The following is a 23,271-nucleotide window of genomic DNA, read 5'->3' on the forward strand; positions in this document are numbered from 1 at the left end:
ATGCACACCACGACTTGACCAAACGGTCAGTTTTTTTAAGGAGTTGCCCGCGTGTCCACCCCCTCTTCTTCTCCCGCCGACGTTCGTGCAGGCCGCCTCGCCACCGAGGAATACGCCAAACGCTTTGCCGACGCCACCCCGCGCTTCACGGCGTCGCAAGCCCTGCTGGAAGCCGAACGCTGCCTGTATTGCTATGACGCCCCCTGCGCTACCGCCTGCCCCACCAGCATTGATGTGCCGTCTTTCATCAAGCGCATTGCCGATGGCAACCTGCGTGGCTCGGCCCAGACCATTCTGGACAGCAACCCCTTGGGCGGCATGTGTGCCCGCGTCTGCCCCACCGAGAACCTGTGCGAAGCCGTCTGCGTGCGCAACACCCAGGAAGACCGGCCCGTGGCCATCGGCCGCCTGCAGCGTCACGCCGTCGATGCGCTGATGGAAAGCGCCAAGCCCCAGGTCTTTACCCGCGCTCCCGCCACCGGCAAAAAGGTGGCTGTGGTGGGCGCAGGGCCTGCAGGCTTGGCCTGTGCCTACACCCTGGCCCGCCAAGGCCATGACGTCGTGGTGTTTGACGCCAAGCCCAAAGCAGGCGGCCTGAACGAATATGGTTTGGCCAGCTACAAAACACCGGATGACTTTGCCCAACGCGAAGTCCAGTGGCTGCTGAGCATCGGTGGCATCACCATCCAAAATAACTGGAAGCTGGACACCGTGGCGCAACTCGACGCCCTGCGCAAAGACTACGCGGCCGTATTCCTCGGCATGGGTCTGTCTACCACCCAGCAACTGGGCGTGCCCGGCGACAACTTGAACGGCGTGCAGGACGCGGTGGACTTTATCGCCACCTTGCGCCAGACCCAAGACCTCTCCACCTTGCCGGTAGGCCGCCGTGTGGTGGTCATCGGTGGCGGCATGACTGCGGTGGACGCCGCGGTGCAAAGCAAGCTGCTGGGTGCTGAAGAGGTGCACATCGTTTACCGCCGCGGACAGGAGAGCATGTCCGCATCCACCGCCGAGCAGGAATGGGCGCAGACCAACGGCGTGACCATCCACCACTGGTTGGCTCCGGTCGAGGTGATCGGCGAAGCCGGTCACGCCACCGGCGTGACCTTCGCGCGCCAAGCCTTGGTCAACGGAAAGCTGAGCGCTACCGGTGGCACCACCACCTTGGCGGCTGACATGGTGCTCAAGGCCATCGGCCAGAAGCTGGGCAACCCGGTGTTGGCCGAGAGCGGCCTGACTCTGAAAGACGGCCGCATCGCCACCGATGAAGCCGGCACCACCAACTTGAAAGGCGTGTGGGCCGGGGGCGACTGCCGTGCCGGCGGACTGGACCTGACGGTCGAAGCCGTGGAACACGGCAAGCAGTCCGCCCACGCTATTCACGCCTTCATCACTGCCTAACGGGCGCCACGCATTCCGGAGAAACACCATGGCCAATTTAGAAACCACCTTTGCCGGCGTCAAAAGCCCCAACCCCTTCTGGCTCGCCTCTGCACCGCCTACCGACAAGGCCTACAACGTCAACCGCGCCTTCGAGGCGGGCTGGGGCGGCGTAGTCTGGAAGACCCTGGGCGAAGCCGGCCCACCGGTTGTCAACGTGAACGGCCCCCGCTACGGCGCGTTGCTGTCCGCTGACCGCCGGCTGAACGGCTTTAACAACATTGAACTGATCACCGACCGCGATCTGGAGCTGAACCTGCGCGAAATCACCGAAGTGAAGCGCAACTGGCAGGACCGCGCCATGATCGTCTCACTTATGGTGCCCTGCCAGGAAGAAAGCTGGAAGGCCATCCTGCCCCGCGTGGAAGACACCGGCGCCGACGCCATCGAACTTAATTTCGGCTGCCCGCATGGCATGAGCGAGCGTGGCATGGGCGCTGCCGTCGGCCAGGTGCCCGAGTACATCCAGATGGTGACTGAGTGGTGCAAGCAGTACAGCAAGCTGCCCGTCATCGTGAAGCTCACGCCCAACATCACCGACATCCGCAAACCCGCCCAAGCCGCCAAGCGCGGTGGCGCAGACGCGGTGAGCCTGATCAACACCATCAACTCCATCATGGGCGTGGACCCCTACACCCTGACCATGTCGCCCAGCACGGGCGGCAAGGGCAGCCACGGCGGCTACTGCGGCCCGGCGGTGAAGCCGATTGCGCTGAACATGGTGGCCGAGATCGCCCGTGACCCCGAAACCGCCGGCCTGCCCATCAGCGGTATTGGCGGTATCGGCACCTGGCGGGACGCGCTGGACTTCATTGCACTGGGATCCGGTACGGTGCAGGTGTGTACTGCGGCCATGGTGTACGGCTTCAAGATCGTGCAGGAAATGGAAAGCGGTCTGTTGAACTACATGGACGAGATGGGCTTCAAGAGCGTGGGCGAGATCGTGGGCAAAGCCGTGCCCACCGTGTCGGACTGGCGCTACCTGAACCTGAACCACGTGAGCAAGGCTGTCATTAACCAGGACAGCTGCATCCAGTGCGGCCGCTGCCACATTGCCTGCGAAGACACCAGCCACCAGGCCATTACCTTCGAGAAGGACGGCAAGCGCCACTTCGAGGTGAAGGAAGACGAATGCGTGGGCTGCAACCTGTGCGTGACAGTGTGCCCCGTGCCGGACACCATCAGCATGCGCGATCTGGCAGTCGGTGAGATGGACCTGCGCACCGGCAAGCCGGTGAGTGGCGTGCACGCCGACTGGACCACCCATCCCAACAACCCCATGCGGGTCAATGCCTGAACGGACTTGTAAGGGCGGCACTTAGGCATGAAAATCGCTTCTGCCGCCCTGTTTCATTGCGCAAAAAGCTATTAATTTAGGAGCAACCATGAGCACTCTGTTTATCCGTGGCGGCACTGTCGTCAACGCAGATCGCGAATTCAAGGCAGATGTCATCACCCAGGACGGCAAGATCATTGCCGTGGGCGAAAACCTGAGTGCCCCAGCGGGCGCCACGGTGGTGGACGCGGGCGGCCAGTACGTCATGCCCGGCGGCATCGACCCGCACACCCACATGCAGCTGCCCTTCATGGGTACGGTGACCATGGACGACTTCTTCACCGGTACTGCCGCAGGCCTGGCAGGTGGCAACACCACCATCATCGACTTCGTGATTCCTGACCCCCAGGAAAACATTCTGGACGCCTACAAGAAGTGGCGCGGCTGGGCCGAAAAGTCAGCGTCGGATTACTCTTTCCACGTCGCCATCACCTGGTGGAGCGAGCAAGTCCGCAAAGACATGGGCACGCTGGTCAATGAGGAAGGCGTGAACAGCTTCAAGCACTTCATGGCCTATAAAAACGCCATCATGTGCGACGACGAAACACTGGTGAACAGCTTCAAGCGCTCCCTGGAACTGGGTGCCATGCCCACCGTGCACGCCGAGAACGGCGAACTGGTCTACCTGCTGCAGAAAACCGTCTCCGAGATGGGCATCAAAGGGCCTGAAGGCCATCCGCTCTCCCGCCCACCCATGGTGGAGGCGGAAGCCGCCAACCGGGCGATTGCGATTGCCGACGTGCTGAACGTGCCCATTTATGTGGTGCACGTGAGCTGTGTGGAAGCGGCGGAAGCGATTGCCCGTGCCCGTGCCCGCGGCCAACGCGTGTATGGCGAGGTATTAGCCGGCCACTTGGTGCTGGACGACAGCGTCTACCGCCATCCCGACTTTGCCACCGCCGCTGCCCACGTGATGAGCCCTCCCTTCCGCCCCAAGGGCAACAGCGAGTTCCTATGGCGCGGCCTGCAAAGTGGCAACCTGCACACCACCGCCACTGATCACTGCACCTTCTGCGCTGCGCAAAAAGCCGCAGGTAAAGACGACTTCACCAAAATCCCGAACGGCTGCGGCGGCGTCGAAGAGCGCTTGGCCGTTATATGGGACGAAGGTGTGAACACCGGGCGCCTGACGCCTTCAGAGTTTGTAGCGGTCACTTCTGCCAACACGGCCAAGCTGTTCAACATCTACCCGCAAAAGGGCAGCGTGAGCGTGGGAGCCGATGCCGACCTGGTGGTCTGGGACCCGGCAGGCACCAAGACCTTGTCGGTGAAAATGCAGTTCAGCAAGGGCGACTTCAACATCTTCGAAGGCCGCACCGTCAAGGGCATCCCAAGCCACACCGTGAGCCAGGGTGAGCTGGTCTATGTGCAAGGCGACTTGCGCGCCGTGCAGGGCAAGGGCCGCTATATCAAGCGGGCACCGTTCAGCTCCAACTTTGCGGCCAGCAAACTGCGCGCGGACACCTTAGCCCCCACCGCCGTCAAGCGCTAAAGGAAGCACCATGACTACCGACACCCACATCGACACCGTGCTCGACATCTCCAACATCCGCATCAACGGAGAACGCCTCTGGGCCTCGCTGATGGAGCTGGCGCAGATCGGCGCAACACCCAAAGGCGGTGTGTGCCGCCTGACCCTGACCGACCTGGACAAACAAGGCCGCGACTTGGTCACCCGCTGGGCCCGTGAGGCGGGCATGACGGTAACCATCGACAAAATCGGTAACGGCTTCATGCGCCGGCCCGGGCGCAACAACAGCCTGCCCCCCATCATGACCGGCAGCCACATCGACACTCAGCCCACTGGCGGCAAGTTTGATGGCAACTACGGCGTGCTGGCAGGCATCGAGGTGGTGCGCACCCTGAACGACATGGGCATTGAGACCGAAGCGCCGATCGAAGTAGCCTTCTGGACCAACGAGGAAGGCTCGCGCTTTGTGCCGGTGATGATGGGCTCGGGTGTGTTCGCCAAAGCCTTCACGCTGGAGCATGCCTATGCCGCCACCGACACCGAAGGCAAGAGCGTCAAGGGCGAACTGGAGCGCATCGGTTACATCGGCGACCAGGAACCTGGCGACCACCCTATTGGCGCGTACTTCGAGACGCACATCGAGCAGGGCCCGGTGCTGGAAGACAACGACGTGACGATTGGCGTGGTCAGCGGCGTGCTGGGCATCCGCTGGTTTGACTGCACCGTGACCGGCATGGAAGCCCACGCCGGGCCCACACCCATGGCGCTACGCAAGGACTCGCTCCTGGCCGCCACGCGCATCATGCAAGACGTGGTGGCCGCGGCCCACCGCCACCCGCCGCATGGCCGTGGCACCGTGGGCATGGTGCAGGTGTTCCCCAACAGCCGCAACGTGATTCCCGGCCGGGTGAAGTTCAGCATAGACCTGCGCAACAGCACCGACGCGCTGGTGGACCAGATGGCCGACGAGGTAAAAGCCTTTGCCGCCAAAGTGGCGCAAGAACACGGCGTGGACGTGAAGATAGAAATGGTGTCCAGCTACAACGCCATCGCTTTCCATGACGACTGCGTGGAAGCCGTAGGCCGCGCCGCCAAAAAGCTGGGCTACTCCAACATGCCCGCCGTCTCAGGCGCCGGCCACGACGCGGTCTACATGGCCAAGCTGGCCCCCAGCGGCATGATCTTCATCCCCTGCAAGGACGGCATCAGCCACAACGAGATTGAAGACGCAAAACCGGAACACATCACCGCAGGGTGCAATGTGTTGCTGCATGCGATGTTGGAGCGGGCGAAGGTGGTTTGACCGCTACCCGGAGATAAAGCCGAACTCACGGGCGCTAGGGGCAAATCTGCCTCTAGCGCCCGTATTCATTGCGCGAGTAGCTCCTAAAACAGGAGCGCTTTAATTCTGTATGTGTCTCAAGGCGCCGGCGCCTTGAACGCAAACGCAAAGAAGGCCGCACCGCCCAAGCACACGAAGGCGGCGATGTAGTTCCACGCGAACTTTTCTTTCAGCACCAACACTGCAAAGCCGACAAAGACGCTGAGCGTCACCACCTCTTGCAGGATCTTGAGTTGGAAGCCGGAGAACACGCCGTAACCCAACCGGTTGGCAGGAACAGCCAAGCAGTACTCAAAAAACGCAATGCCCCAAGACACCAAAATCACGCGCCACAGCGGCCAGTCGTGGCCGAACTTGAGGTGCCCATACCAGGCAAACGTCATGAAGATGTTGGACGCAACAAGAAGTAGAAAAGTGCTCATGCGGCATTGTCTCCGAGGCTGGGCAAACAACCCTTCGTAGGCAAATTTGGGTGATCACGAATATCATGGGACTGACTTCTTGAACCCCCATCCATCAGACCCCACATGACCGACTCCTCCCCCTATGTGCCACCCAAGGTTTGGACCTGGGACAAAGACAATGGCGGCGCGTTCGCCAGCATCAACCGCCCGATTGCCGGCCCCACGCATGACAAAGAATTGCCCGTGGGCAAGCACCCGCTGCAGCTGTATTCGCTGGGCACGCCCAATGGCGTGAAAGTGACCATCCTGCTTGAAGAGCTGCTGGCCCTCGGCCACACAGGTGCCGAGTACGACGCGTGGCTGATCAACATCCGCGATGGCGACCAGTTCGGCTCCGGCTTTGTGGACGTGAACCCCAACTCCAAAATCCCCGCCTTGCTGGACCGCAGTGGGCCTGAACCTTTGCGCGTGTTTGAGTCGGGCTCCATCCTGCTGTACCTGGCTGAAAAGTTCGGCGCCTTTGTGCCCAAAGACATTGCAGGCCGCACCGAGACGCTGAACTGGTTGTTCTGGCAGATGGGCAGTGCGCCCTACCTGGGTGGCGGTTTCGGGCACTTTTATGCCTACGCGCCCACCAAAATTGAATACGCCATAGACCGCTTCGCCATGGAAGTGAAGCGCGAACTCGACGTGCTGGACCGGCGCTTGGCCGACCACGAATACCTGGCGGGCAGTGAGTACACCATTGCCGATATGGCGGTCTTCCCCTGGTACGGCGGGCTGGTCAAGGGCTGGGCTTACGGCGCTGCCGAGTTCTTGAGCGTGCACGAGTACCAACACGTGATGCGCTGGGCAGACCAGCTCTACGCCCGCCCGGCCGTGAAGCGCGGCCGCATGGTGAACAAGGTGACCGGCGAACCTTCAGAGCAAGTGCGCGAGCGCCACGACGCCAGCGACTTCGACGGCAAGACCTTGGCCTAGAGCCCTGCGTCCCCGGCTGGCCAGCCATTCAACTGGCTGAGCAAGCTGGCTTTCAGTTCGGCGTTGGCAAAGCTGGCCGCGATAGATGTGCGCGCCACTGTGGCGGTGACTGCATCGGTCCAACCGAAGGTCTGCCGGCATAGTGCGTACTCGCCCACCAAGCTGGCACCCAGCAGCGCAGGGTCATCGGTATTGAGTGACACTGGCACGCCCGCTTGGCGCAGGCGCTCAATCGGGTGAAGGTCTATCGACGGGTACACGCCCAGCACCAGGTTGGAGGTGAGGCACACGCCCAGCGGGATCTGCTTTTCTGCGAGCAGCTGCACCAATACAGGGTCTTCAATGGCGCGCACACCGTGGTCTATGCGGTCCGCGCCCAACAGCTCCACCGCATCCCACACGCCCTCGGGTCCGCTGGATTCACCGGCATGCACCGTGCGGCGCAAGCCTGCGGCACCCGCCTTGCGGAAGGCTTCGGCAAACCGGGGGCCGGTGCGTCCGGCGGCAGCTTCGTTGCCATCGACCGAGAGCGCCACCACGCGCGGGTGGCGCAAGGCCACCAGGGTGTCCACCAGCTCGATGGCTTGGTCCGCCGTTTGCGTGCGCAGCAGGCTGACGCACAGGCCCACACCCGGCAGGCCATCCTGCTCGGCGGCGGTGAAGCCCGCGTCGATCGCTTCCAGCATGGGGCCCAGGCGGCCATGCCATGCGTGCCAGTGGGTGGGGTTGAAGATCACGTCGGCATAACCGGTGCCGTTGGCCGCCAGCCGCTGACTCAGGCCGTAGCTCAGCTCCACCAGCCGGTCTTGCGTGCGGGCGAGTCCACAGGCCAGATCCAAGAAACCCAGAAAGTCCGCCAGCCCCGAGAACTTGAACAAATCCTCTTGCGGCCGGGACAGCGCCACGCACTCTGCGCGGGCCCATTGGGCGATCAAGCTGGCCTCAAAACAACCTTCCAGGTGCAGATGGATTTCGGCCTTGGGCAATGCCTTGAGGCGGACATGTTCAGGGGCGTGGAGCGATGTCATCCTGCGATCTGGCGCTGCCGCCGATCAGGCTTTGCCGGCCGCCAAACAATGCGCCACGATGGCATTGGCATGGCCGTGCCCCAGCCCGTGCTCGGCCTTGAGCCACGCCACAATTTCCATGTGCTTTTTGCCTTGCTGTTGTTGCACCAGTGCAAACCAGTGCGCCATGGGCTGGCCGTAGGTTTTCTCGATAGACGGGAAGTAAGACGCTGGGCCTTTGACTTTGTCGGGAGCAGGCATATCGGATTCCTCGAAGCAGGGTGCGTGGCTTTAACGATAGGGCAAACCGGCCACATCCGCATAGTTTGCCTTCACCTGCAGGTCTTCCTCGCTGTCACTGTAGGTTGCGGCAATGGCTATGAATTCGTCCTGAATGGCCAGAAATGCGTCCACCATGTCAGGGTCGAAATGGGCGCCGCGACCCTGCGCAATGATGTCCACAGCCTTGGAATGCGGCATGGGCTCTTTGTACACACGGCGGCTGATGAGTGCGTCATACACATCGGCAACCGCCATCAGTCGGGCCGACACGGGAATGGCATCGCCCGCCAGGCCTTGCGGATAACCGCTACCGTCCCACTTCTCCTGGTGGCTGTACGCAATTTCCTTGGCCATGGTGAGGAAAGCCACCTCGGTGCCCAGCTCACGTTCCGCATGGGCAATGGCATCGCGGCCCAGGGTGGTGTGGGTTTTCATGACTTCAAACTCTTCAGGGGTGAGCTTGCCGGGCTTGAGCAGAATGCGGTCCGGAATACCCACCTTGCCGATGTCATGCAGAGGCGCAGATTTGTAGAGCATGGCAATCGTGGCCGGCGTGAGGTAGGTGCTGAACTTGGGATGCTCTGCCAACTTGCGCGCCAGGGATTGCACGTAATGCTGGGTGCGGCGGATGTGGTTGCCAGTGTCCGAGTCACGCGTTTCCGCCAGAGAAGCCATGGCCAGAATGGTTACATCCTGAATGGCAGATACCTCATGGGTGCGTTTTCTGACTTCGGCCTCCAGATATTCGTTCTGGTCACGCAGAAAATCTGCCGACGCTTTCACCGCCAACTGGTTGCGCACCCGGGCCAGCACGATAGGGGGACTGATAGGTTTGGTGATGTAGTCCGCAGCGCCCAGTGACAAACCGAAGGCTTCATCCTCCGTCTGGGATTTGGCGGTCAGAAAGATCACCGGAATATGTCGCGCCTTGGGGTCTGCCTTGATGCGGCGGCACACCTCGTAGCCGTCCATGCCGGGCATCATGATGTCGAGCAGAATCAAATCCGGTGGGGCTTCGCCCGCCACGATCTTGAGCGCGCGCTCACCGTTGTTGGCGCCTTTGACTTTGTAATCATCCCGCAGCAGGGACTGCATGAGCAGCAGGTTCTCGGGGGTGTCATCCACCACCAGCACAGTGGGGCGGTTTTGCAGGGTAGCGGCGTTATCTGACATGGGCGTTTCCTTCCATCGCATCCCGCACGATAGCTGCAGCGGATTCAAAGTCAAATTGCTGGATACGCGCTTGCATCTCATCGAACCGGCTGGCACAAGCCGTTCGCAGCAAGACCTCGTTGTCTCTGACCAGCTCAATCACTTCCATATCGTCATCTTCGAGCAGGCTGCGCAGGCGTGTGCAAACATGGTGGAGTCTGACAGGATCCACCGCATCACCCACCGGTTCGACGGGCTGTTCTGGCGCCAACGCGGCTTGCAAGGCTTTCCACTGCGGTACCAGTATCGATGCCAAGGCTTCCAGCGCGGCTTTCTGCGTTCCGGGGTTCTGACCTGATGCAGCCAGTTCCAGATCCGCCGCACGTTGCTGCACGCTGCCAAGCCCGATATTGCCTGCCACCGACTTGAGCGTATGGGCCAGTTGCCTCAGCTGCGCCGCGTCGCCACGGTACAGCGCTTGCTGAAGCTGTGGAATGGCATCGCCCTGTCCCTGTACAAACTTGTGCAGCAAGGACAGGTACACCGCCCGCTTGCCCATGACGCGGCGCAGGCCGGCCCGTGTGTCCAGGCCCTCCACCACGGGCAGTTGCAGCGTGCTCTCTTCGTGGGTGGCGGCTGCAACTGCTTGCCCGGCCAACGGTGCGGGCGTACGCCCCGCCAGCCAATGCAACAGGCTGGCAAACAAGTGCTCCGGTTCAATAGGCTTGGCAAGGTGGTCGTTCATGCCCGCCGCCAGGCACGCTTCCCGGTCCGACGCCATGGCGTTGGCCGTCATCGCGATGATGGGCAAGCCGGATAACGCCTCATTGCGCCGGAGGATGCGTGTGGCGGTCAAGCCGTCCATCACCGGCATTTGCATGTCCATCAGCACCAAATCGAACCGGCCCGCTTGCACCTGCTCCACCGCCTCTTGTCCGTTGTGGGCCACAGCAACCTCCACACCGACACCCTGTAACAACTCGGTCGCGACTTCCTGATTCAGTTCGTTGTCTTCCACCAGCAATACGCGGGCACCGCGCAAACGGGCAAGCCCCTCATCAGGGGGCATAGCACCAAAGGCCTGGACCGGTGCGGGTGCACCACTGAGCTCGCGGGCCACACTGTCAAACAGCATGGATGCACTGACCGGCTTGACCAGCACAGTTTGGATCCCGGCAGCCTCCGCGCTGCTCAACACCTCTTCACGCCCGTAACCGGTGACCAGTACCAGGCGTGGCGTCACCTCCAGCGGCAGAGCCTGCAGGCGCTGTGCCAGCTCGACCCCGCTCATGCCGGGCATCTGCCAGTCCAGAAACACAATTTCAAAGGGCTGGCCCGCTTGCGCGGACTTGTAAACCGCATCCAATGCTGCGGGCCCTGCATCCACAGCCTCAGCGACCAGATTCAGGTCCTGCAACATGGTCTGCAAAAGCGTGCGCGCACTGTCGTTGTCGTCCACCACCAGCACCCGCTTTCCGTAGAGCTCGCTGCGCAGCACCCGGGCCCTGCCGGTACTGATGCCCTTTTGCAGCCGTGCCGTGAACCAGAAGGTACTGCCCTGGCCGAAGGTGCTGTCCACACCGACCTCGCCCTCCATCATCTGGGCCAACTGCCGCGAGATAGCCAACCCCAGACCGGTGCCACCGAACTTGCGGGTGGTAGAGGCATCAGCTTGCTGGAAACTCTGGAACAACACCGACTTCTGCTCTTCACTGATGCCGATGCCGGTGTCACGCACCGCAAAGTGCAGCATCACATGCGAAGTACTTTCCTCCTGCACCCGCACTCGTATGTCGATCTCGCCCCGCTCCGTGAACTTCACGGCGTTGTTGGCGTAGTTCACCAGAATCTGCCCCAGGCGCAAGGGGTCACCCACCAACTGCAGGGGTACTTGCTTGTCCACATCAAATACCAGCTCCAGCCCCTTGGAAGCGGCTTTGTCGCCGACCAATCCGGCCAGGTTGTCCAGCACTTTGTCCAGCTCGAATTCGATGTGCTCAATACCCAGTTTGCCGGCCTCAATCTTCGAGTAATCGAGGATGTCGTTGATGATGCCCAACAGGTGCTGACTGGATGACTGAATCTTGTTCAGGTAGCCGCGCTGCCGCTCGCTGAGCTCGGTTTTCTGAACCAGATACGACATGCCCATGATGGCGTTCATGGGCGTGCGGATTTCATGGCTCATATTGGCCAGGAAGCTGCTCTTGGCGCGGTTGGCTTCTTCCGCCTGCTGGTGGGCGTGTTCAATGGCCTGACGCGCCTCGTACGACGGAGTGATGTCCTCCAGCACGCCCAGCACGGCGTTCCGGTGGTCCGGCGTATCAAACACCCGGGCCGACACCCGCGCCCAAAATAGCGTGCCGTCTTTGCGCACCATCTGTAATTCGGTGTTGTGGAGCCGACCACCGTCCGTAAGTTGCTGAACAGCCCGCCCCATGGCGTCATAGCTTTCCTCGCTCGGATACCAACAACGGGTGGATTGGCCGAGCAGCTCGCCGGGTGCGTATCCAAACAACTCTTCCAGGTTGCGGTTGCACTGCACCACCACGCGGTTCACCATGAGCACGATACCCACTGTCGCCATTTCAAAAATGGCGCGTTGCTCGGCGTGTGCCAAGGATAGTTTTTGCTTTTCATCAGAGAGCGCGAGCAGTGTGCTCTCCAGTCGAGCTGTGCGTTGTGCCACCTGGTCCTCCAGGCTCGCGTTGAGCATGCGGATTTCCTGCTCGGCGCGCACTCGATCTGTCACATCTCGCATGATGACGGTCAACAGGTCCTGTCCGTCAATCACCAGGTGAGAGATAGACGCTTCGGCCGGGAATTCAGTGCCATCCTTTCGCATCCCTCGAACCACTGATTGCCCGCTCATGCGTCGACGGGTTACCCCAGTCTTTGCGAATGCCGTCATCTCGCGGGCGTGGTAGTGCCGGGTGTCATGGGGGATCAACATGTCGACCGACTGGCCCAGCACTTCCTCCAACTCGTACCCGAACAAATCCAGGGCCGCCCGGTTCATCACCACGATGCGGTGCAGACTGTCCACGGTAATGATGGCGTCCATGGCGGCATCGACAATGCCTTCCATACGCGCCTGGCTGGAAGCCACCTTCTGCTGCGCGGATACAACCCGCTGCAGCATGGCGTTAAAGCTGTGCGACAGGCGCTGCACTTCTTTGGGACCATTTTCAAGAAGCGCGTCCTTGGGAATCTCACCCAAGGTGAATTGTTCAGCAGCCTGTTCCAGTTGACGAATGGGCCGTATGACAAAGCGTTTCAATATGCTGGACAAGGCTGCAATCAGTACGATCGCTATGGCCAACTGCGACCACAGGCGGTTTTGCGCATGCCAGAGCACGAGGTCGAAGTCCGGCAGGATGTCGTACTCCAGATAAATGGCTCCATGGCGGGAGCTGCGTAGCTCGGCATCGCCCACAGGCAGGTTGTACTGGGTGAGTACCGTGATCCGCGCGAGGGACTCCGAGATCTCGACATCCGGCAGGTTTCCCCACGAAACACGTTTGAAGCGGGCCATGTCAAAACCGGGGATGACCTTGCTCACGTGCTGGCCCGTCCAGCCCAGGCGATGCGCTAGCTCTACTTTGCCGTCTGCGTCAATCACCACCATGGCCACCACCGCACGGTCCGTGGATGTCACCGCGAGGTCTGCCGCGACCTGTTCGCGTTGATTCGCCAGGCCCCGCTCTGCGGTACGGGCCATGTGCTCTGCGATCAAAATGGCATCGTCAGTCTGGTGTTCAACGACCGCCGCACGGTCATTCAGAATTCCGACAAAGAAGGACACCAGCAACATCGCCACCACCGCGACGGCCAGGCCCAAAGGCAATGCAGATCGAAGAGAGATGCGGCGGCCAGTCATGGATCTCAAGCCGGCAGGAAACGGGTGTCCACGAGCTCATGGGGCTGGGACACTTTACGCAGCAGCCCGGCCTCGAACATCACGCGCTGGAGCTCCAGGGCCGTGCGGTGAAAGTTGCCGCCCTTTTCCAGAAGGCGCCGGTTTTCAGCAGCATCCGGCAGTTGCAGCCCTCGCAATGAGGCAGGCACCTCCTCAACCGGTGTTTGCAATCGGGCCGCCATGTGGATCGAGGCCTGCGCCGGTTGGGCGAGAAAGAATTGCCGGGCTTCAAAATGGGCGGCAACAAGCGCCCGGATAGCATCTGCCTGGGTGTCAAGAACATCGGCACGCACCGCCAGCACATCGGTGATGCGTCCGGGGATGCGGGAGCTGTCAAAGATGCGCTGTGCCCCCTGGGCCTCCAACTTGGTGGCCCAAGGCTCGGCCGTGACAATCGCGTCGACTTTGCCCGTGCTGAAAACCTTCAGGCTGCTGTCCAGGGTCATTGCCACTTTTTTGACCTCCTCTACCCGAAGTTGCGCAGCACGCAAAAGGGAGCTAAGCATGACAGCTCCCATGGCGCCCTCCTCGACCGCAATGCGCTTGCCACCCAGGTTGTCCAACGTGACACCACGGCGGGCCATGACCACATCGGCGCCTTGGGAAATGTCGATCACCATCACTACGCGCAAGTCCACGCCATCGGCGCGGGCACTCATCATCTCGTCCAGGGTCAGGGCTGCGCCCTCCAGTTGGCCGGCAGCCAGGGCGCGCAGGGTGTCCGTGTTGGCCAGCATCTCGATCAGGCGGACCTTTCGGCTGTCGATGAGGCCACGTTCCCGGGCCATGAACATCAATTCGTATCCGGGGAACACGATGGAGCCCACCCGCATCACCGGCACAGGCTTGCTACACGCCGGCAGCAAGGGTGCCAGCCCCAAAGCCATGCCACCGGCCAACCAGCGGCGGCGGCCAAGGCTGTAAAACATGGCGGAGTGCGACTCCAAGGTCTGGGGCAACATCGCTTGGCATTCGTAAAGTAGATTCGAGCCAGTGTACGTGAGGGTTTGTCGCGACAACAAGTGACCTGGATCAATTTCTGTACGATCCGCCAGCCCCCCCTATGAACGCACCCCTTGTACGCCGCCCTGTTTGCGCGCTTTGCCTGCGCCCGCAAGCCACCTGCCTGTGCCATTTGGTGGTGCCCACAGCGAGCGCTTGCGAGCTGCTGATCCTCCAGCACCCTCTGGAGGTGCACCATGCCAAAAATAGCGCGCGCCTCTTGCACCTGAGCGTGCCGGGCAGCCGCATCGTAGTGGGCGAGGCGTTTGATGATGCTGCATTGCAAGCCTTGCTGCCCGGACCGCGCACTACCGTGCTGCTCTACCCCCCCACCGCGTATGAGGGGCATGCAGTACCCGCCTTGCTGGAACCCGCGCAGCTGGTGCATCCCGGGACACTGCGATTGGTCGTGCTGGACGCCACCTGGCGCAAGAGCCGCAAGATGCTGCACTTGAGCCCGGGCCTGCAGCGCTTACCGCGTTTGGCCCTGGACGAGGTGCCGACCGGCCGCTACGCGATCCGCAAGGCACATGCACCGGGCCAGCTCTCGACCCTGGAGGCTACCTGCGCTGCTTTGGCGCAACTGGAGCGGAACACAGAACGCTGGCAGCCGCTGCTGGCGGCGTTTGACGGCTGGGTGGCGCAGCAGCAGGTTTATGTGCCAAATTAGCCTCTAGCACTCGTGGAATATGCGCAAATAGCTATTAAATTTATAGCAACTTCAAGTTGCCTGCTGCAAGGGAAGCCACACGCTAAACGTCGTGCCCACCCCCACCTCGCTGTGCAACTCCAGGCGGCCGTGGTGCTTGTCCACAATCTTGCGGGCAATGTCCAACCCCAAGCCACTGCCCTCGCCCACGGGTTTGGTGGTGAAGAAGGGGTCGAAGATGCGGGTTTGAATATCCGGGGAAATGCCGGGGCCGTTGTCGGTGATGCTGACACGCACGCCGTGGTCCTGCGCCTGCATCGCTATCAGCAGCTTGCCCTGGTTGTTCATGGCTTGCAGGGCGTTGTGGATCAGGTTGGTCCACACCTGGTTGAGCTCATCCGGCAGGCACTCCACCAAACCCAAGTTGCCGTACTCGCGTGTTACCTCCACACCTTGCTTGATCTGGTTGCTGTAAATGGTGAGCACCGTTTCCATGCCGGCCTTGAGGTCCACCGGCTGGAATTCGCCCGACGCATCGGTGTGAGAAAAAGACTTGAGCGCAAAAATGATTTTGGCCACCCGCTCCACTGCGAGGTTGATGTTGTCTGCGCTGTGGATGATGGTGGCAATCTGGTTGGCCATCTCAAAAAAGTCCCCTGCACGGGGATGCTGCAACAAGGCCGCAAAGCGCATGGGCTGCTGGCGCACTTTCAGGCCGAGCAACCAATCCGCCTTGGTTTGTGCATCCGGCATGTCCGCAGCCTCCAGCTCAGCTCGCACCGCGCGGTTAAGCGCACGCTCCTCCCGCGTGCTCAAAGGCTCGGCGGGCTTGCGCACCTCGGTCACCAAGGCAAAAAACAGGTTCCGCGTGGCTTCATCGAGCGACAACACCAGGGCCGGAAAGCCCGCCAACACCTGGTTCAGTGCAACTGAGATGCTCTCCCCGCTGGACTTGACGGCGCCTATGGGCGTGTTGATCTCGTGGGCCACATTGGCCACGATCTGGCCCAGGGTGGCCAGCTTTTCGGATTGGATGAGTTGGGACTGCGTATCCCGCAAATGGCTCAGCGTGTGCTCTAGTGAGCGTTTGCTCTCCGTCAGCTCTTGGGTGCGTTGTGCAATGCGGGCCTCCAAGTCACGCTCCATGGTGGCGTGTGCTAGCTCACGTTCTTGCCGGTGCGCAATTTCTGCGTGATGAATGCGCCGTAGCAGTGCAGAAGCCGACGCGGCCACCAGTAACAACACGCACCCCGTCACCCCGCCCACCACCATGGCTTTGTGGCGCCAGCTTTCCAGAATGCGCTCTTGATCGACATGCACAGCCACAAAAAACGGGTATTTCGCCGAAGACCTGAACGACAGAATATGGGCCGACTGCTCTACCCCTATCTCGTCTTTTCTGGCGCGCTCCACGATGTCGGGGTACGGAAATGCGGCACCAATCGCCGCATCGGCGGTGTCCAGCAGCACCGCTCCATCGATCCGCACCAGTTGAAAGCGGTCGGTTTGCGAATCGCTGAAACGCTGCTGGCGTCCGAGGAAGTAATCAGGATTCACCCCCACCAACACACTCACCGGCCGTGCACCCTGCGTTAATCGAAGGCTTAGCGGCAACAGATAGGGGCGGTCGTTGCGGTCTGAGGCAAGCCCTTGCGCGCCATGCCCTTGGTGAAAGTCGCGCCCTATCCAATTGCGGCCGACTCGCAATCGGGCCGTGGTCGCATCGGGTCGCTCATCGGGCACCAAGTTCAATCCCTCGGGGCTGACACCCACATTGCCAGGGTGGGTACTTTGAACCACCACGCCCCCCTGCATCAGTGACAGTGAGCGCAAGGCGGGCTGCCCGTGTTGAAGCCGCTTGAGGAGTGCTTGCACGTCAGAAGATGCTTTGCCCTCCAGATCGGATGGGGTGAACTCAGGAATGCTCCGGACGGTGTTTTCAATCGCCTGAAAGGTCTGGCTGATCTGATCTTCAAAAACCAGGGCGTTCGCCTTGGCACGTTGCACCTGCAGAGCCAACAGGGTTTGCCTGTCTTGGTACAGCGTCAGCGACACAGACACCGCGACCGCCAGCACAAACAGCGCAAGAAACACATGGCCCAACACCACAAAGCGGTTGGTCTGCCACCTGAATCCACCGTTACGGCGCACAGCGCTACTTTCTGACCACGATGGGGTCGAGCTTGTACCGGGCAGCAGCCTTCAGCAAACGACCGTCTTTCTTGATATCCCGCACGAACTGCTCCACGCGCGCGAACCAGCGGTCGTCGCCCGGGGCCACCGCGTAGGCATACGGCGTCAAGTGGTAAGGCACCTCCGGTGCAATCACTTTGGCCCAATCGGTGGTCTCCAGCATCCGCCGGCTGTAAGGGAAGTCCGTCATGAATACATCCGCCCTGCCCGACTGCACTTCCTGCTCACGGGCCATGGGGGTATCCAACACCAAAAGCTCTGCCGACTTCAGCCCCGCACGCATCACCGGTTCGTGCAAGGTGCCCCGCATAACGGCGACCACATTGCCGGCCCGGTCAATGTCGCCCCAGGCCTTGATGCGGCGATTCGTGTTGGCGGCAATCGCAAAAATGTCGCTCTCCATCGTGGGAGCCGTGAAGCGCAATTTCTTTTGCCGTTCAGGGGTAACTCCCACCGCGAACATTGCAACATCGCAGCGGTCGGACTCAATGTCTTGCACCAGCTTGGCAAACGAACTTTCCACAAACTCCAAAGATACGCCAAGGTCTTTGGCAAAGTCCGCTGCCAAATCCGCATCGACCCCCGATACCTCCAACGTCTTGGGATTGCGAAAGCTCACCCCGTAGTAGTCGGGCCATATGCAAACACGAAGCTTCTTTGTCGTTGCTATGCGCTCGGTGCGTGACACGCTTGCCGCACTTGCCGCATGGGCTGCGCCGCCCGGGTGACTGCCTCCGAGGCCGAGAAGCAGCGCAAAGGCGTTCAGTGCAAGAGCCCACGGGAGGGGGTTTTTGCTTGTTTGGAGGGGGTACTTTTGCTTCATAGAGTCACCTCGGTTGACGCGGCAGCGCTCGGCAGCCACACGCTGAAGGTGGTGCCCACCCCCACTTCGCTGTGCAGCTCCAGGCGGCCGTGGTGCTTGTCCACAATCTTGCGGGCAATATCCAGCCCCAAGCCGCTGCCCTCGCCCACGGGCTTGGTGGTAAAGAAGGGGTCGAAGATGCGGGTTTGAATATCCAAGGGGATGCCGGGGCCGTTGTCGGTGATGCTGACACGCACACCTTGGTCCTGCGCCTGCATCGCTATCAGCAGCTTGCCCTGGTTGTTCATGGCTTGCAGGGCGTTGTGGATCAGGTTGGTCCATACCTGGTTGAGCTCATCCGGCAGGCACTCCACCGGGCCCACGTCGCCGTACTCGCGCGTCACCTCCACACCTTGCTTGATCTGGTTGCTGTAAATGGTGAGCATCGTTTCCATGCCGACCTTGAGGTCCACCGGCTGGAATTCGCCCGACGCATCGGTGTGGGAAAAAGACTTGAGTGCAAAAATGATTTTGGCGACCCGCTCCACCGCGAGGTTGATGTTTTCGGTACCGCCGATGATGGTGCCAATCTGGTTGGCCATGTCCAAAATCTCCATCGCCCGAGGGTGGCTCAATACGCCCGCATAGCGCAATGGCTCTGCTCGCACTCGCATGGCCAAGAGCAGATCAGCTTTCTGCTGTGGTTCGGCAATCCCGGCTTGTTCCAGTGTGATGCTCATGGTGCGTTGGATTTGCCGCTCCTCGCGGGTGCTCAGGGCGGGCAAAGATTGCCGGTGCTCGGCGACCAGGTCAAAGAAGACGTCGCGCGTGGTTTCGTCCAACGACAGCAACATAGCTGGAAAGCGCGCCAGCACATGCCCCACGGCCACCGCAATGCTTTCCCCGCTGGACTTGACGGCACCAATGGGCGTGTTGATTTCGTGGGCCACGTTAGCCACTATCTGGCCCAGAGTGGCCAGCTTTTCGGATTGGATGAGCTGCGATTGGGCGGACTGAAGGTTCTCCAATGTTTCCGACAGGGCTTGGGTGCGCGCCCACACTTTCTCCTCCAGGCCTTTGTTGGCAAACGCCAGCTTTTGAATACCCAACAAATAGGTAAACGCCGCCGCCAGAAGCGCAAGGCTGAACAGCAAGGTGATGCCTATGGCCCCGGCCCGCATGTCATGCCAATCACGCAGTGCCTGATTCACACTGGTTTGCACCACCAAGTACACAGGGTAGTGTCCGATCTGCTTCACAGCAAAAATCGCTTCAGGCGCGCCCGTATCAATCAACGAACGGGTGGTGACCGCACCAGTCATGCTGCCGATCTGATGTGTCCACAGGTCTGGAGCTGTCTTTTCGTCATCTGATTCACCGCCTTTGACTGCAGCCCTTATCGCCCCATCTCGGCCTACGATGGCCACCTGCCCTTGTGTGTCCAAGTTGAGCACCTTGAAGGTCTGTTCGAAGTAGTCCGGATTGATACTCGCAACCACCACGCCTTTGACGGTGCCATCAGGCAGCAACAGTTTGCGGGAGAGCTGGATCGTTCGCTTGCCCGACACTTTGCCCACCACCGATTTGCCGATGAAGAGCACCTGCTGCTGCGCAGTTTCATTCGTGGAAGACGCAAGGTGGACCTTGACGTGCTCCCGCTCCGACAAATCCACAGCGCCGGTTTTCGCACCACTCAAATCGATATTGCTCGCGATAAAACGCCCGTCAGCGCCCACATAGGAAAGCTGGGTGATGATGGTGTCGGCAAGACCGGTTTCACGCGTAAAGCGGACTAGGTCTTCATTCACAAACTCACCGGAGGCAATCGCAGCGTTCACTCGGAGTGTTGCCTGGTCTACCGACTGAAACACCCGCAGCGATTGCTCCGCTAGGGTGTGCGCCAGGTTGACGTTTTGCTGTTTTTCAGACTCCAGTGCATCCACCTGCTTCGTCTGGAGCACCCACGCTACGCCGCCCCACACCAGAGCAAATATCACCACTAAGAAGGCAATTACTCCGCTGGCAAACCGCAGCAACGCCCGGTCCTCCGTGAGAGAAGCCAGCCGACGCGTATAGGACTTCATGACGCCTGCCAAGCCAAACTCAGGCCTGCTGATCCGAGCGGGGGAGCTGCACTTCCAACTCTGCAATCCGTGCTTTAAGCGCCGCAATTTCTACACGCAGCGCCGCTTCGGTAACGCGGGATTCCATGGCGGTTTTGGCGGTCAGCACCAGGTCGGCGTTTTTGAACGGTTTTTCAATAAAGCGGTACAAATTGGCTTCATTGATGACGCGCTTGACCCCACTGAAATCGCTTTGCCCGGTGAGCAAAATCTTCACCATGCCGGGGTTGCGCTCGTGCAGGCGCACCAAGAGCTCGTCGCCCCGCATCTGCGGCATGATGAAGTCGCTGATCACCACGTCCACCACCCGGCCCTCGGCGGCGTAGTCGTCCACGATCTCCAGCGCCTCTTGTCCGCTCTCGGCAATTTCCACCCTGCAATCCGCACCGATGGTGTTGCTCAACAAGGTGCGCAAGGCCGTGAGCACGGTCTTGTCGTCGTCAACACAGAGGATGATGGCAGCCATATTGATAAATTCAGTAATTTTGCCGAATTTATACTTAAACTCATTGTTTGTCAAAAACAGTTCGATTTAATTTTTATGACAAATTTGCGGATCGGCGCTGCTGAGGCCGCCGACGCTTAGGCACTTTATTGGTCTCTAGCGCCTGTCGAATAAGCGCGAGCAGCTATGAATTCAGGAGCAATTAACTCCGGCGCACGAACTTGAAAATCAAAATCCAGAAGACCAGAATGAGCGACGCCACCGGAAACTGGAGTTCGGTAGGCATGAAGTAAATCACCATCACCCCGGGTATCCAGACGCACCACATGGCAATCAGCACCGGCAGGTACTGGTGGGCCAGAAAGTCGGCAGAGAACAGATGCCGCAGCGTCTTGAGGGTGAAGCCGCCTTCGCGCCAGGCAAATAACGCGACGATGAGGTAGTTGGACACCGGCGAGTACACAAATTGGTCAAACAGCATTTTTTTGACCAAGGTGATGGCATCGCTCTGCTCGCCGAACAGATGCACCTGCACGCCATACAGAATATCCACCGTCAGACCGATAGTTCCGAACACCAGCGCGGCATAGAGCACGTCCATGGTGGTCTTTCGCGTCCAGGTCTGGCGACCGAGTGCCACGCTCAGCCCCTCGGGCACCAGCACGGCAAACACCACATATGACACGAAAGCGAAGGTGAGGCCCCAGGCCTGTTTCACATCGCCCCAACGGGCCAGACCTTGCTGAAACGCGGGCATGGTGGCATAGGCCAGCAGCAGCACCGCCAGGCCACACCACAGCAATACGCCTGGCAGCGCATTGGCGCGGATGGCCGCGCGGACTTGGTGCAGGGCCGAAGGTGTAGACCGCGCCGTCATGCGGCGGCTGCGTCCGCCAGGGCCAGTTCGGCCATCTTGACGGCGCCTTCAAAACTGCGTGCTCCGCCGATGAACAGGTTGAGGTGGCAGAACACGCTATCAAGCACGCCATTCACCGCAGCCAACTCGCCATCGCGCAATCCGGCCCAGCTCTTTGGCAAGTCCATGCGGGCAGTGAATGAGCCGGCTTCGACAGGTACGGTTTTGATCTGGTATTGATCGCCATCGGAGTCGGGATAGATAACGAACATCACTTCAGGCATTTCGTTCAGCACCACGTGCGTCCAGGGCATGCCACCTTCTTGCAAGTGCAGCACCCGGCCACCCAACAGGCGCGGCGCCTGGCGCACGGTGTCCATGGCGCGCAGCTGGGCCACCTTTTTGCTGATGGCATGGTCCAGGAACTTGCGGGTGATCGCGATCGCTTCACGGAAGCGGGTTTCCAGAAGCTGGGCCTTGGCTGCGTGGTCCAGTCCCTTTTCTTCGAGCCAATGGGTGTTGAGTTGGGCAATCAGGCTGGAGAGGCCGAAGATGCCGGGCGACACATCGCCCTGCCCGGTGTCCACGATGTCGAGGTACTGCACCAGTGAATGGTCGATGGAGCGCACCACTTCCGCCACGGCGGCTTCGTCCAAAGCATGGCCCTGGCCTTTGCACCAGGTTTGCACGTAGGCCGTGCCAAACGCAGACCACACCAGGCCGGCACTTGCATAGCCCACACCGGGCACGATGGCGCCTTCGACCTCGGTGGCTGGGCGGGCACCGTCAAAGCCACGCTGGTGGTGGTCAAAGCGGCCCTTGGCAGCGTCCCACACGCCGCCCACATCGACCACGAAATCGGCCGTGTCAATCAACTCTTGTTTGCGAGTGCGGATCAGTCGGTGCGAGGGAAACACCCCCATCAAAATGCCCACTCCGAATACGTCGTCGGCATGGAAGGTGCCACTGTGGGTGGCGATCAGGGTGGTGGTGGTTTCAGTCATCCACCGATTTTAGGGACTTACCCTGATCGGCGTTGCAGCCAGCCCAAGCCCTCGCGCGTAGCGCCGGGCTCCACACCGCGCCGGGGGCGGTACTCGCAGCCCACCCAGCCATCCCAGCCGCAGGCAGCAGACACTTCGTCAATCACATCCAGCAGATAAGGGTAGTTCAGCTCGCCCAAATCCGGCTCATGGCGGCCCGGTACACCGGCAATCTGAAAGTGGCCAACGCGTCCGGTCGGCAGGTAGTGGCGAATTTTGGTGGCCACATCGCCTTCCATAATCTGGCAGTGGTAGAGGTCAAACTGCACTTTCAGGTTGGGCGCCCCCACCGCCTGCACGATCGCGTGGGCCTGGGCCTGTGTTTGCAACAGGTAGCCCGGAAAGTCGCGGGTGTTGATGGGCTCGATCAACACCTGCTTGCCCGCTGCGGCGGCTTGGCCAGCAGCCCAAAGCAAGTTGCTGGTGTAGACAGCCTCCAGCTCCACCGGGTCTGCGCCCGGTGGCACCAGGCCGGCCAGCACATGGATGCGTGGGCAATCCAGAACCCGCGCGTACTCCAGTGCGCTGGCAAACCCCGTGCGGAACTCGGCCTCACGGCCCGGCAGGCAGCCAATGCCGCGTTCGCCTGCATCCCAGTCACCCGGCGGGGCGTTCATCAACACTTGTTGCAGGCCATGGGCTTGGAGCTGTGCCGCAATGTCCGCCGCCGAAAACGCGTAGGGAAACAAGAACTCGACGCCCTCGAATCCGTCTTGCGCTGCGGCGCCAAAACGGTCCAGAAAGGGGTGCTCGTTGTAGAGCAGAGAAAGGTTGGCGGCAAATCGGGGCATGTTTATGAAAGTGTACTGGTCCGCCCGCTGGCG

The 23,271-nt window shown here is 60.8% G+C and carries 19 protein-coding genes; 6 read left to right on the forward strand and 13 right to left on the reverse strand.

All coding sequences use genetic code 11. The annotated features are described in order from the left end of the window. The first annotated feature begins 51 nt into the window (after window positions 1–51). From RAN89_RS02280 to RAN89_RS02295, 4 genes are all read left to right on the forward strand, one after another. Window positions 52–1,404, forward strand: coding sequence for an NAD(P)-dependent oxidoreductase (locus tag RAN89_RS02280; RefSeq protein WP_313868053.1), 1,353 nt, complete (start codon window positions 52–54; stop codon window positions 1,402–1,404). 28 nt (window positions 1,405–1,432) lie between these two features. Next, the gene (gene preA, locus RAN89_RS02285; RefSeq protein ID WP_313868054.1) at window positions 1,433–2,740 is read left to right on the forward strand and encodes an NAD-dependent dihydropyrimidine dehydrogenase subunit PreA; all 1,308 of its coding nucleotides are present in this window, start codon (window positions 1,433–1,435) and stop codon (window positions 2,738–2,740) included. A gap of 88 nt (window positions 2,741–2,828) precedes the next feature. After that, window positions 2,829–4,271: a dihydropyrimidinase gene (gene hydA / locus RAN89_RS02290; RefSeq protein ID WP_313868055.1), complete on the forward strand. Its 1,443-nt coding sequence runs from the start codon at window positions 2,829–2,831 to the stop codon at window positions 4,269–4,271. A gap of 10 nt (window positions 4,272–4,281) precedes the next feature. Continuing rightward, window positions 4,282–5,553 (forward strand): Zn-dependent hydrolase, encoded by a 1,272-nt coding sequence (locus RAN89_RS02295; protein WP_313868056.1) that lies wholly within the window; start codon window positions 4,282–4,284, stop codon window positions 5,551–5,553. Between the two features lie 116 nt (window positions 5,554–5,669). On the opposite strand, the gene RAN89_RS02300 is transcribed toward RAN89_RS02295, so the two are convergent. Further along, a complete protein-coding gene (locus RAN89_RS02300) occupies window positions 5,670–6,014 on the reverse strand; it encodes a DMT family protein (RefSeq protein WP_313868057.1) in 345 nt (114 codons plus the stop codon). Window positions 6,015–6,119: 105 nt separating this feature from the next. Between RAN89_RS02300 and yghU the strand changes: the two genes are divergently transcribed. Beyond that, the gene (gene yghU / locus RAN89_RS02305) at window positions 6,120–6,977 is read left to right on the forward strand and encodes a glutathione-dependent disulfide-bond oxidoreductase (RefSeq protein ID WP_313868058.1); all 858 of its coding nucleotides are present in this window, start codon (window positions 6,120–6,122) and stop codon (window positions 6,975–6,977) included. Here yghU and add read toward each other — a convergent pair. Genes add through RAN89_RS02330 form a run of 5 tightly spaced genes read right to left on the reverse strand, consistent with a single transcriptional unit; the run spans window position 6,974 to window position 14,296 of the window. Next, window positions 6,974–8,005 (reverse strand): adenosine deaminase, encoded by a 1,032-nt coding sequence (gene add, locus RAN89_RS02310; RefSeq protein ID WP_313868059.1) that lies wholly within the window; start codon window positions 8,003–8,005, stop codon window positions 6,974–6,976. The two genes, yghU and add, sit on opposite strands and share 4 nt — an antisense overlap. A 24-nt stretch (window positions 8,006–8,029) precedes the next feature. Next, window positions 8,030–8,245 carry a DUF4287 domain-containing protein gene (locus RAN89_RS02315; protein WP_313868060.1) on the reverse strand — a complete coding sequence of 72 codons (216 nt, stop codon included), beginning with the start codon at window positions 8,243–8,245 and terminating at the stop codon, window positions 8,030–8,032. Between the two features lie 30 nt (window positions 8,246–8,275). Beyond that, entirely contained in the window at window positions 8,276–9,439 is a 1,164-nt protein-coding gene (locus RAN89_RS02320; protein ID WP_313868061.1) for a response regulator, read from the reverse strand. Beyond that, the gene (locus RAN89_RS02325; RefSeq protein WP_313868062.1) at window positions 9,429–13,295 is read right to left on the reverse strand and encodes a hybrid sensor histidine kinase/response regulator; all 3,867 of its coding nucleotides are present in this window, start codon (window positions 13,293–13,295) and stop codon (window positions 9,429–9,431) included. The genes RAN89_RS02320 and RAN89_RS02325 overlap by 11 nt, the downstream gene beginning before the upstream one ends. Before the next feature lie 5 nt (window positions 13,296–13,300). Next, window positions 13,301–14,296, reverse strand: coding sequence for an ABC transporter substrate-binding protein (locus tag RAN89_RS02330; RefSeq protein ID WP_313868063.1), 996 nt, complete (start codon window positions 14,294–14,296; stop codon window positions 13,301–13,303). A gap of 101 nt (window positions 14,297–14,397) precedes the next feature. On the opposite strand from RAN89_RS02330, the gene RAN89_RS02335 reads away from it, so the two are divergent. Beyond that, window positions 14,398–15,006, forward strand: a complete 609-nt coding sequence (locus tag RAN89_RS02335) for a tRNA-uridine aminocarboxypropyltransferase (protein ID WP_313868064.1) — start codon at window positions 14,398–14,400, stop codon at window positions 15,004–15,006. A gap of 51 nt (window positions 15,007–15,057) precedes the next feature. On the opposite strand, the gene RAN89_RS02340 is transcribed toward RAN89_RS02335, so the two are convergent. From RAN89_RS02340 to otnI, 7 genes are all read right to left on the reverse strand, one after another. Beyond that, window positions 15,058–17,136 carry a sensor histidine kinase gene (locus tag RAN89_RS02340; RefSeq protein WP_313868065.1) on the reverse strand — a complete coding sequence of 693 codons (2,079 nt, stop codon included), beginning with the start codon at window positions 17,134–17,136 and terminating at the stop codon, window positions 15,058–15,060. Between the two features lie 4 nt (window positions 17,137–17,140). Next, complete coding sequence (locus RAN89_RS02345) at window positions 17,141–18,001, reverse strand: substrate-binding periplasmic protein (RefSeq protein WP_313868066.1); 861 nt, start codon at window positions 17,999–18,001, stop codon at window positions 17,141–17,143. Further along, complete coding sequence (locus RAN89_RS02350) at window positions 17,998–20,064, reverse strand: ATP-binding protein (protein ID WP_313868067.1); 2,067 nt, start codon at window positions 20,062–20,064, stop codon at window positions 17,998–18,000. Before RAN89_RS02350 ends, RAN89_RS02345 begins: the two co-directional genes overlap by 4 nt. A 19-nt stretch (window positions 20,065–20,083) precedes the next feature. Further along, window positions 20,084–20,569, reverse strand: coding sequence for a response regulator (locus tag RAN89_RS02355; protein ID WP_313868068.1), 486 nt, complete (start codon window positions 20,567–20,569; stop codon window positions 20,084–20,086). Window positions 20,570–20,750: 181 nt separating this feature from the next. Continuing rightward, window positions 20,751–21,425 carry an Mpv17/PMP22 family protein gene (locus RAN89_RS02360; RefSeq protein ID WP_313868069.1) on the reverse strand — a complete coding sequence of 225 codons (675 nt, stop codon included), beginning with the start codon at window positions 21,423–21,425 and terminating at the stop codon, window positions 20,751–20,753. Next, window positions 21,422–22,408 (reverse strand): MYG1 family protein, encoded by a 987-nt coding sequence (locus RAN89_RS02365; protein ID WP_313868070.1) that lies wholly within the window; start codon window positions 22,406–22,408, stop codon window positions 21,422–21,424. The genes RAN89_RS02360 and RAN89_RS02365 overlap by 4 nt, the downstream gene beginning before the upstream one ends. 17 nt (window positions 22,409–22,425) lie before the next feature. Then, window positions 22,426–23,238, reverse strand: coding sequence for a 2-oxo-tetronate isomerase (gene otnI / locus RAN89_RS02370; RefSeq protein ID WP_313868071.1), 813 nt, complete (start codon window positions 23,236–23,238; stop codon window positions 22,426–22,428). Window positions 23,239–23,271: the final 33 nt, after the last annotated feature.

Source organism: Rhodoferax mekongensis (assembly GCF_032191775.1).
Lineage (GTDB): Bacteria > Pseudomonadota > Gammaproteobacteria > Burkholderiales > Burkholderiaceae_C > Allorhodoferax > Allorhodoferax mekongensis.